Below are 17,410 nucleotides of genomic sequence, written 5' to 3'. Positions count from 1 at the left end.
GCATGCCGCTCCGCCTCAAAATCTCATCTTGAGGGATTAACCCGGACAACTTTTTGTCACAATCTCTATTACGGAATCAGTTTGCACCCTGCGGACAAACACTATATAATGAATGGGAGATGATTATGGCACCGTTGTAAAGGAGGGAACACGCGTGGATAATATGTTCAAGCTTTGCGGCTTCTGGACAGGAATTTTCGCGGTTATGTTCTATGTCGGAGACATGATGACCCCATCATTGCTCATGCTGGCGAGCACCGGATTTTTCATTCTTTTCGGTTACCTGAAGTTAACTGAACGCATGTACTTATATCTTTTCGGCGCTTACTTGATGGTCTTCATGGTCGGGTTCAGCTACTATACGAACTTCATCTACACACCAGGAGCAGGGCATTAATTAAAAACAGTACATAAAAAAACAGCCGATATGGCTGTTTTTTTATGTCTGCAAGTTTTTCCTATTTAAGCTGTTACATACCGCTCAGAAACGGGTTCATCTGCTTTTCGTCACCAATCGTGGTCGGCCCCATATGGCCCGGCAGCACGGTGGTGTCATCGGGCAGCGTAAACAGCTTTTCCCGGATCGAGTTCAGCAGCGTTCCATGGTCGCCGCCCCGCAGGTCTGTCCTGCCGATGCTCATGCGGAACAGTGCATCCCCTCCGACCAGCGTCCCTTCCCTTTCAAAATAGAAAGCGACACTGCCGGGAGAATGGCCGGGGACATGCAATGTTCTGAACGTGAAGGGGCCTTCTGTCCGTTCGCCATCCTCTTCAATCAGCGAGTCCGGTGCCGCTGTCCGGATATCAGGAAGATCCGCATATCGTCCGGAACCGTTCAGCAGCGGGTCTGTGAGCCACTCCTGTTCGTTCGGATGAAGATGGACCGGAATGCCGTAGCGGGACCGGATGGCCTCCACCGCCCCGATATGGTCGAAGTGGGCATGGGTCAGATAAATGGCGACAGGACGCAATTGCAGCTTCTCAATTTCATCGATCAATTTCCCGGCTTCCTCTCCGGGATCAAAGATCAGGCACTCGCCGGTGTCCGCCTCCGCAATATAGCAGTTCGTCTGAAGCGGGCCGAGCGGATAACTGTGGAATTTAATCATTTGTCGAATCACCCCGTGCCCATTATAGCATGAGGCCTGACACGCGGTGTTCAAATATTAGACACGAATAACGCTCGACAAATGTGAGTGCTTTCTTTACAATAGAAGAGGAGTTTATACGTGATCTGTATCATTATCGGACTCATTGTCAGAAGGAGTGTCACCGATGAACTTATTGATGGTTATTTTTGGATTGATTGCGATTTTTGCGGCAATCGGAACAGTCCAGGCTTTCAAGGAACGAAATATCCTGAGCATCATTTTCAATCTGGCTGCATTCGTCGTAATCGGGGCCTTTGTCGTCCTGACGATCGTTTTCCAGGGCTACCCGCCAACACTACACTGATTCCCACAAGGGGCCGGCAATCATGCCGGCCCTTTCGCTTATGCTTTTTTCATGACGTACAAAAGGCGATTCCGGTCATTTTCCGGAATCGCCTTTTAATTGTTCCATCCAATTGACAACCGTGCCGTCGGCAAGGTCGAATAGCATCTCGCCCATTGCACCCGACAGGCAGACAGAAGCCTCTGGAGAGCAGGTCATGACTGGAGAATCGACCATGGCCGATGACTTCAGGATGCCCCGTTTTGAAATCACTGCCGGCTGCCATTTCGATACTCCTGCCACGGCATCCGTCTCTGCCGGCAGCAGCGTAGCAAACTGGCCAGGTCCTGCCGGCAGAATTTTGGCCGGAAGCAGTCCGAGCCACTGTTCACCTGCAGGAAGGGTCAATACCGGCATCCAATCGCCGTTGCCGCTGCCGATCATATAGTCGATGCTGCCGTCGCCTGAGGCCTTGGCGATGGCAAACATCATGCCGTCCGTCGAGAATTCAAGCACGTTCTCGGATATCGCTTTCCCGCTGCCATCCACAAGAGTTCCTCCGTCACCAAGGTTGCCGTCATCAAGAATTTCAACCACGCCGCCGGCCTCTGTCCACACCGGGAAAGGACCGGCATCCTCTACCTCCTCAAGCGATCCGGATGAGGCATCGGCCAGAAACACATCGTATTCCCAGTTTTCGTCAAATGCCGTTATGTAGAGCTCCGTCCAGTCATCAGGATTCCAGGACCATGCGATATCATGGGATTCCACAATCAAGTCTTCTTCGGCTGTCCCGGCACCGATTAGCCTCAGGTGGGCTTCCCCTTCACCGGCTTCGAGTCTGAGCAGCAGCCGGCCGGACGGGTGGCTTTCTGCTTCTGTAATCATGAGCTCCGTCCGGACAACCTCTTCGGCAGTGCCTTTTCCCGAATCGACGGCATACAGGACGGAACCTTCAGGTGTTCCGGAAGAGGCCGCAAGGATCCTGCCTTCCGCGTCAAAGCCCATGACTTGCAGATTCTCTCCCGTTTCAGGACTGATCCGGGGAGCTTCCTCAGGCTCTTCTGGGCCTGCATGCGGTCCGTCCGGTCCCGGCGGCCCCTCTTTCTCAGGCGTACAGCCGGCTGCAGTCAACGCAACGGCAAGCACTGCAGCAACCATCCAGGTCTTCTTCACCCCTAGCCCCCCGTTTCGTAGTCATTATGTAAAAAAGCCTGTGCGAGAAGTTTCCGCACAGGCTTCAAATCAATCGGCTTCGTGCAATTCTACTTCCTGCCCTGAAACCGGCTGATTCCTATAAAATCTAAGCAAATCGCCGTTGATGATCATATCCGAATACTTCAGCTCCTGCTGGACTTTTTGCATGCCCTCTTCGCAGGCAGCCGGATCTCCGGCCTCCCTGGTGGAAAGGTCATAGCACATTTCGCCGGCATAGATATTCTCCGGTGTGACGAAGCGGCCGTCGCGGAAGATGACGAATTCATCATGATCCGGCGAGAAGATGTCCGAGCCGAACTGCAGGTCTTCCTTCGTATCGATCCCCATAAGGTGCAGAAGTGTAGGTCGGAGATCGATCTGTCCCGCAAGTGTTTCCACGGTCTCCCCTTCACCGTAGCCCGGGATGTGGATGAACATCGGCACCTTCTGCAGTTCCGCGGATACAAGCGGCGTGACCTCTTCATCGAGGTACATGCTCATCGCCTTGTTGTGGTTTTCGGAGATCCCATAATGGTCACCGTACATGACAATGATGGAATTGTCATAGAGCCCTTTTTCCTTCAGGTCGTCGAAGAAGCTCTTAAGTGCTTCATCCATATAGCGGACCGTCTGGAAATAGCGGTTAAGCGTTCTGGAGTTTGAATCATATTCCGGAATGAACTTGTCCTGTTCATCCAGCGTGAACGGATAGTGGTTCGTGAGTGTAATCATCCGGGAATAAAACGGCTGCGGCATTTCCGCCATAATTTCCGAAGACTGATCGAAGAACGGAATGTCCTTCATTCCCCAGTTGACCGCATCCCCTTCACCGACTGTATAGCTCTCGATGTCGTAGAAGTGATCCACCTCAAGCGCCTGGTACATCATGTCCCGGTTCCAGAAGCTCTTCCCGTTCGGGTGCATGACGTTGGTGTAATAGCCATTGTCCCCGAGTTTTTCCGCCATCGAGTTAAAAGTGTTTCCGCCATGAGTGAAGAATACCGCTCCGCCACTCAGCGGATAAAGCGAGTTCTCCACGATGAACTCGGAGTCGGATGTTTTTCCGAGACCGGTCTGATGGTAGAAGTTCGGGAAGTAGAAGGTATCTTTGTCCTGGGTCAGACTGTTCAGGAACGGCGTAACCTCATGGCCATTCATGTTGTTGTTGATCACGAATGTCTGGAGGGACTCCATCGAGATTGCAATAACGTTCCGGCCTTCGGCCACACCGAACATTTCAGGATCCGGCTCGGCATGGTTGGCGGATGTGTAGTTTTCGATCTCGGTCAGCTCGGTTCCATCAGCCAATGCACGCTGAGCATGGGACTTGGTCTGAATGTAGATGTCATAGAGATGGTAATTGTACATCCCCAGGTTCTTCACGAGCAGTTCCCGGTCAAAGCTCCGGGTGAGAAGCTGCGGCCGTTCCGTCTCGGCAAGGCCGAGGTTCAGGACGAGAAGTGCCGCGGTCCCTACGAAGTAAAGTCTGCGGAACATCGGACGGACTGCTGTCTTGACGGCAGGTTCACCCAGTTTTTTCACGGCATACCAGATGATCAGGATATCTGCGAAGTAAAGCGGGTCATGGATTCTCAGGCTCGACAACACGGAAGAACCGAGGTCTCCAAAGTTATTTGTCTGGAACAGAACCGGAAGTGTGATGAAATCACTGTAGAACCTGTAGAATACAACGTTCGCATACAAAACGATTGTCATGATCGTACTGGAAATCAGCAGATACCTCACGGTTCCTTTCCATGTCTTCATATACATGGAGAAGCCGTAGATGAAGAGCAGGAAGCATAGCGGGTTGATAAAGAGAATGAACTCCTGCATCACGTTGTCAATCGCCATGTTAAAGCTGGTTTTGTAAGTGAGATATGTTTTGAGCCACGATGCCACCACTGCAATCGCAAGCAGCAGCAGGAGTTTTGGCCTTTTCGTATTTGCCACGTTGGCTAACCCCTTTCTGGTCGGATTCCCGGTATGGCAGGAAAAATAATGGTATGAAGACAAATTCATGACTGCCCAAATCCGGATACCCTATTTATGACGGATGTAAACGTCATATGGTTTCATTGTAAACCGAAGTTCATAAATTCTTAATACTTCCATAGACCCGTATATCGGACCGGGATTATTTTCCTCTTCTTAAAATAAGCAGGGATTTTGTGAATTCCTGCTGTGTAATCATGCCGTTGTCGTGCAATTGCCGGACTTCCATCTCCATGAGGATCAGGTCGGCATTCCTGTCTCCGGTATAGACAAACGTCCCGAAACGTTTTAACAGCTGCATGACATCATAGACGGTTTCCATTCGCCGATCCTCCCCGGCAGTCGACCATGCGGCGTTCTGTAAAGATACTGTTGACAGGAATATCATGGGGTTCAACCGGCACTTCCCCGCACAGCTGCTCCTCGAATGCAAGGGAGACCCTGTCTCCGCCGAACTGCATCAGATAGCGGTCATAGTACCCGCCTCCAAAACCGACACGGTAGCCGGAATCTGAATAGGCGACGCCGGGAACGATCAGAAGATCGATTTCGTCTTTGCCGGCGGGCAATGTCCTGTCTTCTGCGGGCTCCAGCAGGTCCATATAGACGGTTTCCAGCTCTTCATAGGATTGGATCCAGCGGAACTGCATACTGCGGTCGGACGGTGCACATTTTGGTGAGGCTACCCGCTTGCCGTCACTCCAGGCAGCTTCGACCAGCGGCCTGGTATCAAGTTCCGGAAATCTTGAAATGGTCACGCCGATTGTACCGGCTTCTATATACCTGGAATCAGCCCTGAGGCGCCGGATGGCCTCCCGGCTCCGGTCAGCATGTTCTTCCGGGCTCATCGATTTCAACGCATTGAGTATGTTCTTTCGGATGGCCTTTTTATCCATTACAGAACCCCCTTCAATGAAAAAGCCAAAACCGGTACCGGTTTTGGCAGGATCCGCTTACTTCGTTTCGCGGTGCAGAGTCTGTTTGTTATCACGTGAGCAATACTTTTTCATTTCAATGCGTTCCGGATTGGTCCGCTTGTTTTTAGTCGTGATATAGTTGCGCTCGCCGCATTCCGTGCAAGCAAGAGTTACATTAACGCGCATTCGGTTCCCCTCCCACTCATACAGGATAGAAATGTTTGAGCATGTAAAGTGAGCATGATTTATACGACTGTTCCATTATAGCACAAGGCGAACTGTTGTCCACTAAAGAATGTGCCGTCATGGCATTTTTTTCAGCGGACAAAAACAAGGTCCGGGGCCTGTACGGCAATCCCGGACCTGTTGGTTATTCCCCTTCGTCTTCACGGATGACGGTTCCGTCAGAGGATTCTTTTAGTGTGCCCTCTGTATTGGCTCCGGCTTCTCCGCTTTCAATTCGCTGCTTTTTGAGTTCAAAGTAGAAATCGGTCATTTCGCGCGCAATCTCATTGTTCGGGTGCGGGATGACGGAAGGGTTTGTCGAGACGTTTGGCGCCAGAACCGCATAAGCAATCTCAGGATCTTCGTATGGTGCGAACCCGACATGCGAGACATTGACGGTCGGCTTGCCGAACCAAGGATCCTTCGTGTCCGCCTCATAGTAATTCCGCTGGGCAGTGCCCGTCTTTCCGGCAGCCTTATACCCTTTTGTATCCTTGAAAGTCGAATACGCCGTACCCCGGGGATTGTAGTAGACAGAATACATGGCCTGCTTCATCCGGTCGATCTGGCCGTCCGAATTATCAATCCGGTTCAGGTACTTTGCCGGAACCTCCGTTGCAATCGGTCCGAGGGTTTTGCCGTCGGGTGACGGCTCCCGGATTTCCTTCACGACACGCGGCGCGACCCGGTACCCTCCGTTGGCGATCGTTGCAACGTACTGGGCAAGCTGCAAGGTCGTATAGGTATCGTATTGCCCGATGGCAAAATCGAGCACATTCGAAGCTGTCACATTTTTAGGGCTCTGCCCTGTGGCTTCTCCCGGAAGGTCGATTCCGGTTTTCACGCCAAGACCGAAGCCGGCAAACGAATCCCGGAAAAGGTTGATGGCCGCTGTGTCGATTGCAAGCGGACCGTTCCGGACATAAGAACCGCCGCCAAGGGCGATGGCAATCTTCCACATGTAGACGTTGGAAGACCGTGTGATGGCTGTCAGGTCATTTACAGGTACACGTCCATATTGGTTAAACAGGGTCCGCTTAGGCGGCGTCCCCCTGAAATAAAGCGGTTCATCAATCATCGTCTGTCCGACAGTGGCCACCCCGTGCTCGTAGCCAGCCAGGATGGTCGCCATCTTGACGGTCGAACCGGCCTCATACACATCCTGGAACGTGCCGAATGTCCGGTCACGCACTTCAACCTTACCGGTTTCCTTGTCACGGTATGCCTGCTTGCCGACCATCGACAGGATTTCTCCGTTGTTCGGGTCCATCATGACAAAGAAAATCCGGTCGAACGTTTGGGAATTGGGTCCGTTCTTGATGGAAAGGACATGACGCGTCACGATTTCTTCCGCTTTTTTCTGCAGTTCGGTGTCGATGCTCAGGACCAGGTCTTTCCCGGGCTGTCCTTCCTGTACCGGCACCGTCTCAATGACGTTCCCCGCCTTATCGGTAATGTTTTTGGCAATCATTTTCTGTCCCTGGAGGACGGATTCGTATTGTTCCTCGATGAAGCTCCTGCCCACCCGGTCGTTCCGTGAATATCCTCGGGCAAGATAATAATCCAGCTTTTCACTCGGAATGCCTGTTTTCGGGGTCGTGGTGCTTCCCAGGATGGCCATTTCGGAGTTCTTTACCCGCTCCCAGTCGGTCGTCGTGTTGACGCCGGGAAGCTCATGGAGCCGTTCGGAAACCCTGGCATATTCCTCAGGCGTCACATCACCGCTCTTGATGATTTGAGGCGAGTAGTTATAGCCGGAGGTCATTTCACGGTAGATGGCAAGAACTTCGAGCTCTTCCCCGGTCATCGCATTCAGGTCGTCTTCCGTGATTTTATCACGTACCAGCTTGTCCAGTTCCCGCTGGCGCTCGGTTTTTGTTTTCGTTTCATCCGCATTGATCGCCCGCTTTTCTTTGTCGGAGACACGGTCGTACGCCTCGTCTTTGTTGAGTAAGATCCAGAAGTCCTTTTTGTCGCGCGGTGTGACATCTTCGGCATCCTTCTCGATCAGCACGGCGAGACCACGGGCGACATCGAGCATTTCATCTGTCTTCGTGGACTGCTTTTTCGTGTAAGTGATTGCCCGCTTCGGATCATTCCCTACAAGAATCTCTCCATTACGGTCATAGATCCGGCCCCGCGGGACACTGGTATTGACGGAGATTTCCTCTTTCTGCTCGATCTCGCGCTTGTAGTCTTCCCCTTTGACAATCTGCAGATAGCCCAGCCGGAGGACCAGTGCCGAGAACAAGAGGAAGATCGTGAAGAACAGGACGTTCATCCTGAAGGCGGTGTTCTTGCGAAGTTTCTGTCTTGGTGTTTCCTGCTTAGAGGATCGCCTGCGGCGGTTCACGCGGCTTCCCCCTTTCCCTTCGAATTTCTATGAAAATTGTACCGCAAAACAACAAAAAAAGCACACACCAACGGGACGCCCGTGGTGTGTGCGGGGTTTCCGGCATTACCGGAGAATAAGGCTGAGCAAATATTACTTCGCTTCTTCGTAGCGCTTGGAAACTTCTTCCCAGTTTACAACATTCCAGAATGCCGATGCGTATTCAGGACGGCGGTTCTGATACTTCAGGTAGTACGCGTGCTCCCAGACATCAAGTCCGAGTACAGGCGTCTTGCCTTCCATGAGCGGAGAGTCCTGGTTAGGAGTCGATGTGACTTCGACTTCCCCGTTGTTTACAACGAGCCATGCCCAGCCGGAACCGAAGCGGCCCTTCGCTGCTGTTTCAAATTCTTCCTTGAACTTGTCGAAGCTGCCGAACTTGTTGTCGATTGCTTCAGCAAGTGCTCCGGATGGCTGTCCGCCGCCGTTTGGCGAAAGGATCTGCCAGAAGAGCGAGTGGTTGGCATGTCCGCCGCCATTGTTGCGGACTGCGGTTTTCTTGTCTTCCGGTACGGAATCGAAGTTACGGAGAACATCTTCGATCGATTTTTCAGCGAGATCCGTTCCTTCAACTGCAGCGTTAAGGTTTGTCACATACGTGTTGTGGTGCTTCGTATGGTGGATCTCCATCGTTTCTTTGTCGATGCTTGGCTCCAACGCGTCATAAGCGTATGGAAGTTCCGGCAATTTAAAAGCCATTTCACATTCCTCCCGGTTCTATTGGTTGACTACATCATTCACATTATCAAACTTGTTGCACAGCTTCAAACAAAAAGCACCGCCCAAATGAGGCGGTGCCGGAAAGTGTTTATCATGACACGACAATGACAAACAGCAAAATCATGATAATCTGGATGGCCCCCTTCACGCCCACCGATGTAAGGAACCCGATCAGCGAGCCCAGCCCGCTTCTCAGAGCCTGCCTGAGGCCTTTGCGGTTCACCAGCAGTTCTCCGAGAACCGCTCCGATAAACGGCCCCGCAAGAATCCCGAACACCGGGATGACGAATGGTCCCACCAGGATCCCGATCGTACTTCCCCACATTCCGGCTTTTGTGCCGCCGTACTTTTTCACGCCGACAGCGTTGGCCAGGAAATCCGCCCCGAAAAGAAGGATGACAAACAGGATTTCAGCCAGCCAGAACCACCAGGGAAGTTCAGCGAACGAGTAGAACAGGCCATAAAGGATAAATCCGAGAAAAACAAAAAGAGAAGCAGGGATCACCGGATAGACCAGCCCGACAAACGCGACGATAAAGCTTAGGATAATCAGCGTCCAGGCAATGATGGCCATCCGGTTCCCCTCCTTCTCTTTCTTACATTATGCGTTGCGGCCCAGAATGGATTCCGCAATATTGACGGCGTGGTCACCGATGCGCTCCAGGTTGCTCACGATATCGACAAATACGATTCCTGCCTGGGCGGAACATTGGCCGTCATTCAGGCGCTGGATATGCTTCTTGCGGAACTTCCGCTCCATCTTGTCGATAAGGTCTTCCTTCTCCGCCACTTCACGAGCAATTTCCGCGTCGTGGTGATTAAGCGCTTCGAGCGAGCGTTCCACCGTATCAATGGTCAGGGTGAACATCTCGTCGAGGTCTTCCATCGCACCTTCTGTAAGCAATACGCGATTCGCCTCGCGGTAGTCGATTAATTCGATGATATTCTCGAAATGGTCGCCGATCCGCTCGATGTCACGCACAGTTTCCATCAGGATGACGTGGCGCTCGGATTCAATGGCGCTGATCGGCTCTGCGGAAACTTTCACGAGGTAATCGGTAATTCCCCGGTCAAGGTTATTGATCGCATCCTCCAGCTGATACGCTGTTTCGGAATGTTTTTTCTCGCTTGTCTTCAGATAGCTGTACGTCTCGTTCAAGCCACGTACAGCGTACTCACCCATACGGAGAATCTCTTCCTTGGCCTGTCCGATGGCAATCGAAGGCGACTGTGTGATGAACGATGGATCCAGGTGCTTCGGCTTGAATTCGATCGATACATCTTCTCCCGGGATCAGCCTCGTCACAACATATGCCCAAGCTCCAATCAGTGGGAACTGGATGATCGTGTTGGCCACGTTAAAGGAACCGTGGGCAAAGGCGATCTGCATTTTGGGTTCAAGGCCGAGAACACTCGAGAGCCAGCTGACGTACGCAGTAAATGGTGCGAGGAAGATCATGAAGATGATCGTTCCGACCACGTTAAACAGGACGTGAGTGGCTGCCGCACGGCGTGCTGCCACGGACGCACCGAGGGATGCGAGGACTGCCGTGATCGTCGTTCCGATATTGTCACCGAACAGGATCGGCAGTGCCGCCCTGAGGTCGACCAGCTGCTCGGCATACAGACCCTGCAGGATACCGACGGTCGCACTGGAACTCTGGACGATCAGTGTGAAGACTGTACCGACAACAACGCCCAGCATAGAGTGCTCACTCATGGAAAGGGTAAGGTCGATAAACGCCGGCAGTTCCCGGAGCGGCTTCATCCCGCCGCTCATAAGTTCGAGTCCGAGGAAGAGTCCACCGAAGCCGAACACGACTTCACCCAGGTTCTTGACCTTGTCCTTTTTAAAGAAGAACAGGAGGAAGGCACCCAAGCCCATGATCGGCAGCGCATAGGCGCCGACGTCAAACCCGATGATGAATGCGGTCACTGTGGTCCCGATATTGGCGCCCATGATCACGCCGATCGCCTGACGGAGCTTCATGAACCCGGCACTGACGAGGCCGACGACAATGACGGTCGTTCCTGAGCTGGACTGGATCAGGACCGTGACCACAATCCCGACCAGAACACCCATGAACGGATTCGTTGTGAACCGGTCCAAAATATCCCTGAGCCTGTCTCCAGCTGCTTTCTGAAGCGCGTTCCCCATAAAGTTAATGGAGAACAGGAAGATTCCAAGCCCTCCAATAAACTGGAATAACATTTCTGTCCAGTTGATTTCCACGAGTTTATTCAACTCCATTCGACAAATATTATTGCCTGTTCATTATGTGGATTGAGCCAAGCGATTGTAAAGAGGTACTTTAAAGAATTTACAATACGTTAACAATCGGGAAACCGCAGCGTCATAGAACTGTCGTTTTCTTCCCTCAGAAGTACCCTAATGCATGATAAACTAAACAGGTTAAGGGGGCGATCGATCTGAATCTGAAGTTCCGGCAACTTTTCCTTTCGGCTTTTTACGAGCCGAAGAAACTGGCGGCCTACAGGCTTCTGCCATTCGGCAAGGTCGTGAAATATATCTTCGTCTTCATATTTCTCACGGCTGTCCTGTCGTTCATCAATTTTTCGCTATCTTCCGGGGAGATCCTGAAAGATACGGGGATTCCGGCAGAAGAACTGAAAGGCATCGGGCCCCTCCTGTATCCGGCTGCCTTTGTTCTCCAGTTTCTGATCTCCACTTTCTATTTCTATGTCAAGGCGAGCCTGGCTGCCCTGGCCGGAATGGCCATCCTCCGGATACGGGGCCGGCGCGGCGAATACCGTCATCTTTGGCGAACATCGGCCATCGCGCTCACGGTACCGACTCTGCTGCTTTTGGCTGATGACCTTCTCGGCGGAACCATTCCGTTTGCCACAGCCTTATCGTGGGCGGCGGCATTTGTTTATATCTGGCTGGCGGCCGGCTATTATCCTAAAAATGCACCGGCAAAGAGACCTGGCGCGCATAAACCCCCGGCCCGTTCATAGAATGTGGAAAAGGGGGTTTTTCCATGCGGATTTTCCTGACGGCCATCGTGATCCTGATCATTTCCTACTTCATCAGAACCGATCTGCAGGAAGGGACCATCCCGAAAGCCGCCTTCTATTCGGAAGAAACCGGCAGCGACTGCCGGGAAACAGCAGAACCCGATGTGATTCCCGTGACGGTCGTCGAAGGCGATACAGTCCGTTCACTTTTTGCGCTCTATCCCGATGAGATGGACCTCCTCACCAGGCTGAGCGAGTTTTACAAACTGAATCCCCACCTGAAAAACCAGCAGCCGGCAACAGGCGAGACGGTCTTTTTGCCCCTCTCGGCAGACACCGCGGATTCATGCGGCTGACCCCGGATCTCCGGGCCATTTCCATCCGGATTACTTGTCTAAGCCGGTATGCATTGATAGAATAATCCAAGTGAAGGCACCGGCCTGAAAAGGAGAGAATTAAAATGGGCGAAATTACACACCGTTCAAAAACCCGTCCGGTCCGAGTCGGAAATCTGACGATCGGCGGCAGCAACGAACTCTTCATACAGAGTATGACCACAACCAAGACACATGATGTGGAGGCGACTGTTGCCCAGATCAAGCAATTGACGGAAGCAGGCTGCCAGGTTGTCCGCGTGGCATGCCCGGATGAGCGTGCGGCAAACGCCATCGGTGAAATCAAGAAGCAGATCGACATCCCGCTTGTTGTTGACATCCACTTCGACTACCGCCTTGCGCTGATTGCGATCGAACAAGGCGCAGACAAGATCCGGATCAACCCGGGCAATATCGGTAAGCGCGAGCGTGTCGAGGAAGTCGTCAAAGCCGCAAAAGAGAAAGGCATCCCGATCCGGATCGGCGTCAACGCCGGTTCGCTTGAGCGGCACATTCTTCAGAAATACGGCTATCCGACGGCGGAAGGCATGGTTGAAAGTGCACTGCATCACATCAAGATCCTTGAAGATCTCGACTTCCACGACATCATTGTGTCGCTGAAGGCCTCGGATGTTCAGTTGGCGATCGAAGCCTACCGCAAGGCTTCCGAAACGTTCGACTATCCGCTCCATCTCGGCATCACCGAGTCCGGCACACAGTTCGCCGGCTCGATCAAGAGTGCGGCCGGTCTCGGCACCCTGCTAAGCATGGGAATCGGAAACACGCTCCGCGTCTCGCTCAGTGCAGACCCGGTTGAAGAGATCAAGGTCGCACGCGAACTGCTTAAAGTGTTCGGACTGTCGTCCAACGCAGCGACACTCATTTCCTGCCCGACATGCGGACGTATCGAGATCGACCTGATTTCCATCGCGAACGAAGTGGAAGAATACATCTCCCACATCAAGGCGCCGATCAAGGTTGCCGTTCTCGGCTGCGCGGTCAACGGACCGGGTGAAGCACGAGAGGCCGATATCGGAATCGCCGGTGCGCGCGGTGAGGGGCTGCTCTTTATGAATGGTGAAACCGTCCGAAAAGTGCCGGAGGAAACGATGGTAGATGAACTCAAGAAGGAAATCGACAAGCTGGCTGAGGAATATTTCGAGAAAAAGCGCCGTGAAGAAGAACTGGCGCTTCAGGGAGAAGGCGCAGAGTGACATCGCTCCGTCTCGGGATTGACATTGACGGGACGGTGACCAGCCCCTCTGCCCTCCTGACGCATATCAACAGGCGGTTCGGCAAGGAATTCAAGCTGGATGACATCACCGACTATAGCCTGACGGCCTCTTTCCCGATGCTGGACCCGAAGGAGTTTGCCGCTTGGTTCAAGGAAGCGGAACCGGAAATCTACCGGACCTCTCCTGCCCATGACTTTGCCGGAGAAATCCTGAACAAGTGGAACCGCCTGCACGAACTTTACTATATTTCGGCGCGCGGCCTTGAAGTCAGGGATGTTACGTTTAGCTGGTTCAGGGAGCACGATATCCCCTACCACCACATCGAACTGACGGGAAGCCACCGGAAAATAGAAGCAGCCAAACAGTATGATGTCGAAGTCTTTTTCGAAGACAAACATGACAATGCCGTCGATATCCATGAGGAAGTCGGCATTCCCGTCCTGCTGTTCGATGCCCCATATAACCGTCTTCCCGTCCCGCCCGGTGTCATCCGTGTACGGGACTGGCGCGAGGCAGACAATTGGATCCAAAAAGAATTTGGTACAGAAAAAGCGTGAGGATGCAAAATCCTCACGCTTTTTTCATGCCTGATAAACGGTCAGCCTGCCGTGCGGCAGTCCGGACACTGGCCGTATACTTCGAATTTGTGGTCATCAATGACAAATGACGGAAGCTCACGTGATACCTGCTCCATCGGACAGACATCCAACTCTTCGGTCCTCCCGCACTCCATACAGATGAAGTGATGATGATGGCCATGCCGGTTGCAGTGCATCCGGAATTTCCGTTCTCCGCCGAGCTCGGTTTCTTCAAGGATCTTCATTTCAGAGAAAGACGACAGATTCCGATAGACTGTGTCCTGGCTCATTTTGGGATGTTCATCGGCCAATGCCTTTCTGACATCTCCTGCAGACAGATACCGGTCTTCCCTCTCAAGAAGCCTCAGAATCGCCTCTCTGCTCGGCGTCCGCTTGAAACCTTCAGACTTCAGCCTTTCTATCGCGATATCAAAGTTCACCGGTTTCCACCTCCTCATTCCTTGCCGTATTGCGTGACGCGACCAGCTTTTTGCCCCCGAGCACCAGGAGCAGGATCAAAATCGAGATGACAACAATGGTGCCGCCAGGTGCAAGATTCAGGTAAAAGGCGGCGACCAGACCTCCGAGTACCGACAGCTCACCGAAGATGGCGGCATATAACATGGCCTGGCGGAAGCCTTTCGCAATCTGCATTGCAGCAGCCACCGGAATCGTCATCAGGGAAGAAACGAGCAGGATGCCCACGATTCTCATCGATCCGGCCACCACGAGTGCCGTAACGATCATGAACCAGATGTTCAGTGCTCTTGAGGAAATCCCTTGTGCCCTTGAATATTCGGGATCAAAGGACATCGAGAAAAGCTCCTTATAGGTCAGCACGATGAACAGAATCGTGATTACGGCAACCGCCAGAATCGTGTACAGATCCTCACGGCCAACAGCCGAGACCGATCCAAACAGATAACCGACAAGATCGGTGCTGAACCCCTGTGCCAGGGATATGAAAATAGCGCCAAGTGCGATTCCGCCTGACATGATGATCGGAATGGCCAGTTCTTCATAGCTCTTATACAATTCCCTCAGACGGTCGATCAGCAGCGATCCGGCAACGGAGGAGCCGATCCCGAGATAAAGCGGGTTAAGCCCGGCGAGGGCGATGACATTCTGGCTCAGGAAAAGACTCCCCGCGATCCCGGCCAGCGCGACATGGCTCAGTGCATCTGCTATCAGAGCCAGTCTTCTTACCACGATGAACAGACCCAGTGCGGGTGCGACCAGACCGATGATCAGGCCGGAAGCAAAGGCATTCTGGAGAAATTCATAATCGAATATAGCAGTAATCATGCATCCGCCGCCTTGCTGCCGTGATGGACACGCCGGACTGCATGCCCATACCATTCGGTACGGATCTCACTTTCCTGACGGCTATATTCTTCGTGAGGTCCGTGGAAGTGGATGGACCGGTTCACACAGGCAACATGGGTAACCAGTTCCGAAACCGTGTCCACATCATGCGTGACGAGGACGATGGCAATTCCCTTTTCACGGTTCAGCCGGCCCAGCATATTATAAAACGATTGCATGTGCTTGCGGTCGATGCCGACGGTCGGCTCGTCGAGAACGAGAAGTTCCGGATTGCTGATGAGTGCACGGGCGATGAACACCCGCTGCTGCTGTCCGCCTGAGAGGTCGCCGATGCTCCTCTCCGCAAACTCTTCCATGCCTACGGCAGAAAGCGCACTGTCCACTTTTTCGTCTGCATCCGCCGGATATCGCCTGAACAGGCCGGCCTTCTTGACCAGTCCGCTCCGGACAACTTCTCTGACGGTTGCGGGAAAAGCGCGATTAAATGCGTTGGACTTCTGCGACACATATCCGATCTTTTCTTTTTCCCGAAAATCAGATGCGTCCCGGCCAAACAGGCGGATCTGTCCCGAAAGCGGCTTGATCAGGCCGAGGATCAGTTTGATCAGTGTGGACTTTCCCGAACCGTTCGGCCCGATGACCGCCCAGAATTCCCCTTTTTCCACGGTGAGAAAGATATGTTCAAGCGCGGATGTGTCTCCGTACCGGTATGACACGTCTTCTAGCTCTATCAATGGTTCTGTCATTTTGCGTCCTCTTTTCCAATTCGGAATGACTACGATTTACTCAATGAAGTATAGTACAGTTCGCCCGTGTTGTAAATGATTTGAGAATGGAGGCCCAGAATGAATCTGAATGGCATGATTGCGGACCTGAAAAGAATGTCCGACCGGGAGCTCAGGGAACTTGCCGCCCAGTACGGGGTTGAGCTTTCTTCAGGAGAGGTCCGAAAACTGCGTCCGCTCCTCGATGAAGTGTCCTTTTCCTTCCTCTGGAGCGGGGTTCCGGATTCATTTATCCGGAAGGTGGAAGCGATTATCGGACCTGAGCGGACCCGGCGGATCATGGAACAGTATCTCTGATAACCGCAAATCAAAAAACAGGCTGCCGTTACGTCGCAACAGACGTTCGGGCAACCTGTTTTTATTGTTAAACCATGAGAGCTTCGATCGGCTCGCGGCTGAACGACTGTTCCCGCAGCATCGTGATCTCGTCCCGGTAAGGGGCCTTCCGGCTGGCCTTGTCCGGCCCGACCCATGGAGTTTCAAGAATCTTGGGCAGTTCACTGAATTCAGGAAGATGGACAATCCCGGCAAGAGCTTCAAATCCGATATGGCCGAAGCCGATATTCTCATGCCGGTCCTTTCTTGCACCTCGCTCGTTTTTGCTGTCGTTGACATGGATCACGGATATCCGGTCAAGACCGATCACCTGATCGAATTCTGTCAGCACCTGATCGAGATTGTTGACGATGTCATATCCCGCATCATGAACGTGGCATGTATCAAAGCAGATGGTCAGCCGGTCGTTCCGTTCCACTCCGTCAATGATCCTGGCCAGTTCATCGAATGAGCAGCCGCATTCCGATCCTTTCCCCGCCATCGTCTCAAGTGCGATCCGGACAGGTGCTTCCACCTGGAGGACTTCATTCAGCCCCTCGATGATTTTTGCAATTCCTTTGTCCGTTCCCTCGCCGACATGGGCTCCCGGGTGCAGGACAATCTGGTCGGCCCCGAGTGCCGCAGTCCGTTCAATCTCGCTCTGCAGGAAGTTCACTCCAAGTTCGAATGTCTCCGGCTTGACGGTATTCCCGATATTGATGATATACGGGGCATGGACAACGATATTGGAGAGTCCGTTTTCCTCCATATGAAGGCGGCCTGCCGCGATATTCAGTTCTTCAACCGGCTTGCGCCTCGTGTTCTGGGGGGCCCCTGTATAGATCATGAATGTTGACGCACCATACGAGGCTGCTTCCTCGCTGGCTCCGAGGAGCATCTTTTTACCGCTCATGGATACATGTGATCCGATCAGCATC

General features: G+C 52.8%; 21 protein-coding genes. 7 read left to right on the top strand and 14 right to left on the bottom strand.

Features of this window, described 5'->3' with window-relative positions; translation table 11 throughout:
* The first annotated feature begins 163 nt into the window (after positions 1-163).
* A complete protein-coding gene (locus AV656_RS02270; RefSeq protein WP_376739642.1) occupies positions 164-397 on the top strand; it encodes a DUF2626 family protein in 234 nt (77 codons plus the stop codon).
* Between the two features lie 73 nt (positions 398-470).
* Here AV656_RS02270 and AV656_RS02265 read toward each other — a convergent pair whose 3' ends face one another.
* The gene (locus AV656_RS02265) at positions 471-1,109 is read right to left on the bottom strand and encodes an MBL fold metallo-hydrolase (protein ID WP_063178386.1); all 639 of its coding nucleotides are present in this window, start codon (positions 1,107-1,109) and stop codon (positions 471-473) included.
* Positions 1,110-1,275: 166 nt separating this feature from the next.
* On the opposite strand from AV656_RS02265, the gene AV656_RS02260 reads away from it, so the two are divergent.
* Positions 1,276-1,455, top strand: coding sequence for a DUF2759 family protein (locus tag AV656_RS02260; RefSeq protein WP_063178384.1), 180 nt, complete (start codon positions 1,276-1,278; stop codon positions 1,453-1,455).
* Positions 1,456-1,530: 75 nt separating this feature from the next.
* On the opposite strand, the gene AV656_RS02255 is transcribed toward AV656_RS02260, so the two are convergent.
* From AV656_RS02255 to AV656_RS02215, 9 genes are all read right to left on the bottom strand, one after another.
* Positions 1,531-2,610, bottom strand: coding sequence for a hypothetical protein (locus AV656_RS02255; protein ID WP_063178382.1), 1,080 nt, complete (start codon positions 2,608-2,610; stop codon positions 1,531-1,533).
* A 69-nt stretch (positions 2,611-2,679) separates the two neighbouring features.
* Positions 2,680-4,584 (bottom strand): LTA synthase family protein, encoded by a 1,905-nt coding sequence (locus AV656_RS02250; RefSeq protein WP_063178379.1) that lies wholly within the window; start codon positions 4,582-4,584, stop codon positions 2,680-2,682.
* 184 nt (positions 4,585-4,768) lie between these two features.
* Positions 4,769-4,948, bottom strand: coding sequence for a YqgQ family protein (locus AV656_RS02245; protein ID WP_063178377.1), 180 nt, complete (start codon positions 4,946-4,948; stop codon positions 4,769-4,771).
* A complete protein-coding gene (locus AV656_RS02240; protein ID WP_063178375.1) occupies positions 4,932-5,522 on the bottom strand; it encodes a 5-formyltetrahydrofolate cyclo-ligase in 591 nt (196 codons plus the stop codon). The genes AV656_RS02245 and AV656_RS02240 overlap by 17 nt, the downstream gene beginning before the upstream one ends.
* A gap of 57 nt (positions 5,523-5,579) precedes the next feature.
* Complete coding sequence (gene rpmG, locus AV656_RS02235) at positions 5,580-5,729, bottom strand: 50S ribosomal protein L33 (RefSeq protein ID WP_008299952.1); 150 nt, start codon at positions 5,727-5,729, stop codon at positions 5,580-5,582.
* Between the two features lie 184 nt (positions 5,730-5,913).
* Positions 5,914-8,121, bottom strand: coding sequence for a peptidoglycan D,D-transpeptidase FtsI family protein (locus tag AV656_RS02230; RefSeq protein WP_063178373.1), 2,208 nt, complete (start codon positions 8,119-8,121; stop codon positions 5,914-5,916).
* Between the two features lie 132 nt (positions 8,122-8,253).
* Positions 8,254-8,859, bottom strand: coding sequence for a superoxide dismutase (locus tag AV656_RS02225; protein ID WP_063178371.1), 606 nt, complete (start codon positions 8,857-8,859; stop codon positions 8,254-8,256).
* 112 nt (positions 8,860-8,971) lie between these two features.
* A complete protein-coding gene (locus AV656_RS02220; protein WP_063178369.1) occupies positions 8,972-9,454 on the bottom strand; it encodes a DUF456 domain-containing protein in 483 nt (160 codons plus the stop codon).
* Between the two features lie 27 nt (positions 9,455-9,481).
* Positions 9,482-11,113: a Na/Pi cotransporter family protein gene (locus AV656_RS02215; protein WP_063178368.1), complete on the bottom strand. Its 1,632-nt coding sequence runs from the start codon at positions 11,111-11,113 to the stop codon at positions 9,482-9,484.
* A gap of 287 nt (positions 11,114-11,400) precedes the next feature.
* Here AV656_RS02215 and AV656_RS02210 point away from each other — a divergent pair, with 287 nt between their 5' ends.
* The 4 genes from AV656_RS02210 to AV656_RS02195 all read left to right on the top strand — a co-directional run bounded on the left by AV656_RS02210 (position 11,401) and on the right by AV656_RS02195 (position 14,025).
* A complete protein-coding gene (locus AV656_RS02210) occupies positions 11,401-11,859 on the top strand; it encodes a DUF1189 family protein (protein ID WP_063178367.1) in 459 nt (152 codons plus the stop codon).
* A gap of 23 nt (positions 11,860-11,882) precedes the next feature.
* A complete protein-coding gene (locus AV656_RS02205) occupies positions 11,883-12,215 on the top strand; it encodes a hypothetical protein (RefSeq protein WP_063178366.1) in 333 nt (110 codons plus the stop codon).
* A 104-nt stretch (positions 12,216-12,319) separates the two neighbouring features.
* Positions 12,320-13,447, top strand: coding sequence for a flavodoxin-dependent (E)-4-hydroxy-3-methylbut-2-enyl-diphosphate synthase (ispG, locus tag AV656_RS02200; protein WP_063178365.1), 1,128 nt, complete (start codon positions 12,320-12,322; stop codon positions 13,445-13,447).
* Positions 13,444-14,025 carry a hypothetical protein gene (locus AV656_RS02195; protein WP_063178364.1) on the top strand — a complete coding sequence of 194 codons (582 nt, stop codon included), beginning with the start codon at positions 13,444-13,446 and terminating at the stop codon, positions 14,023-14,025. Before ispG ends, AV656_RS02195 begins: the two co-directional genes overlap by 4 nt.
* Before the next feature lie 41 nt (positions 14,026-14,066).
* Here AV656_RS02195 and AV656_RS02190 read toward each other — a convergent pair whose 3' ends face one another.
* The 3 genes from AV656_RS02190 to AV656_RS02180 are packed head-to-tail and all read right to left on the bottom strand — an operon-like array spanning position 14,067 to position 16,118.
* Positions 14,067-14,486 carry a Fur family transcriptional regulator gene (locus AV656_RS02190; RefSeq protein ID WP_063178362.1) on the bottom strand — a complete coding sequence of 140 codons (420 nt, stop codon included), beginning with the start codon at positions 14,484-14,486 and terminating at the stop codon, positions 14,067-14,069.
* Positions 14,476-15,351: a metal ABC transporter permease gene (locus tag AV656_RS02185; protein ID WP_063178360.1), complete on the bottom strand. Its 876-nt coding sequence runs from the start codon at positions 15,349-15,351 to the stop codon at positions 14,476-14,478. Before AV656_RS02185 ends, AV656_RS02190 begins: the two co-directional genes overlap by 11 nt.
* On the bottom strand, positions 15,348-16,118 hold the full coding sequence (locus AV656_RS02180) for a metal ABC transporter ATP-binding protein (RefSeq protein WP_063178358.1): 771 nt from the start codon (positions 16,116-16,118) through the stop codon (positions 15,348-15,350). Before AV656_RS02180 ends, AV656_RS02185 begins: the two co-directional genes overlap by 4 nt.
* Before the next feature lie 99 nt (positions 16,119-16,217).
* On the opposite strand from AV656_RS02180, the gene AV656_RS02175 reads away from it, so the two are divergent.
* Positions 16,218-16,454: a hypothetical protein gene (locus tag AV656_RS02175; RefSeq protein ID WP_063178356.1), complete on the top strand. Its 237-nt coding sequence runs from the start codon at positions 16,218-16,220 to the stop codon at positions 16,452-16,454.
* Between the two features lie 67 nt (positions 16,455-16,521).
* On the opposite strand, the gene AV656_RS02170 is transcribed toward AV656_RS02175, so the two are convergent.
* Entirely contained in the window at positions 16,522-17,409 is an 888-nt protein-coding gene (locus AV656_RS02170) for a deoxyribonuclease IV (protein ID WP_063178354.1), read from the bottom strand.
* Position 17,410: the final 1 nt, after the last annotated feature.

Origin of the sequence: Bhargavaea cecembensis (genome assembly GCF_001619585.1) — a bacterium.
GTDB classification, from domain to species: domain Bacteria; phylum Bacillota; class Bacilli; order Bacillales_A; family Planococcaceae; genus Bhargavaea; species Bhargavaea cecembensis_A.
Note: the sequence above shows the minus strand (reverse complement) of the source record. Positions and strands in the feature narration are given on the sequence as shown.

Excerpts from the sequence above, each read along its gene's own strand:
- AV656_RS02270 (WP_376739642.1), top strand. The coding sequence starts at position 164 with ATGTTCAAGCTTTGCGGCTTCTGGACAGGAATTTTCGCGGTTATGTTC.
- AV656_RS02265 (WP_063178386.1), bottom strand. The coding sequence starts at position 1,109 with ATGATTAAATTCCACAGTTATCCGCTCGGCCCGCTTCAGACGAACTGC.
- AV656_RS02260 (WP_063178384.1), top strand. The coding sequence starts at position 1,276 with ATGAACTTATTGATGGTTATTTTTGGATTGATTGCGATTTTTGCGGCA.
- AV656_RS02245 (WP_063178377.1), bottom strand. The coding sequence starts at position 4,948 with ATGGAAACCGTCTATGATGTCATGCAGCTGTTAAAACGTTTCGGGACG.
- AV656_RS02240 (WP_063178375.1), bottom strand. The coding sequence starts at position 5,522 with ATGGATAAAAAGGCCATCCGAAAGAACATACTCAATGCGTTGAAATCG.
- rpmG (WP_008299952.1), bottom strand. The coding sequence starts at position 5,729 with ATGCGCGTTAATGTAACTCTTGCTTGCACGGAATGCGGCGAGCGCAAC.
- AV656_RS02225 (WP_063178371.1), bottom strand. The coding sequence starts at position 8,859 with ATGGCTTTTAAATTGCCGGAACTTCCATACGCTTATGACGCGTTGGAG.
- AV656_RS02220 (WP_063178369.1), bottom strand. The coding sequence starts at position 9,454 with ATGGCCATCATTGCCTGGACGCTGATTATCCTAAGCTTTATCGTCGCG.
- AV656_RS02205 (WP_063178366.1), top strand. The coding sequence starts at position 11,883 with ATGCGGATTTTCCTGACGGCCATCGTGATCCTGATCATTTCCTACTTC.
- ispG (WP_063178365.1), top strand. The coding sequence starts at position 12,320 with ATGGGCGAAATTACACACCGTTCAAAAACCCGTCCGGTCCGAGTCGGA.
- AV656_RS02185 (WP_063178360.1), bottom strand. The coding sequence starts at position 15,351 with ATGATTACTGCTATATTCGATTATGAATTTCTCCAGAATGCCTTTGCT.
- AV656_RS02180 (WP_063178358.1), bottom strand. The coding sequence starts at position 16,118 with ATGACAGAACCATTGATAGAGCTAGAAGACGTGTCATACCGGTACGGA.
- AV656_RS02175 (WP_063178356.1), top strand. The coding sequence starts at position 16,218 with ATGAATCTGAATGGCATGATTGCGGACCTGAAAAGAATGTCCGACCGG.
- AV656_RS02170 (WP_063178354.1), bottom strand. The coding sequence starts at position 17,409 with ATGCTGATCGGATCACATGTATCCATGAGCGGTAAAAAGATGCTCCTC.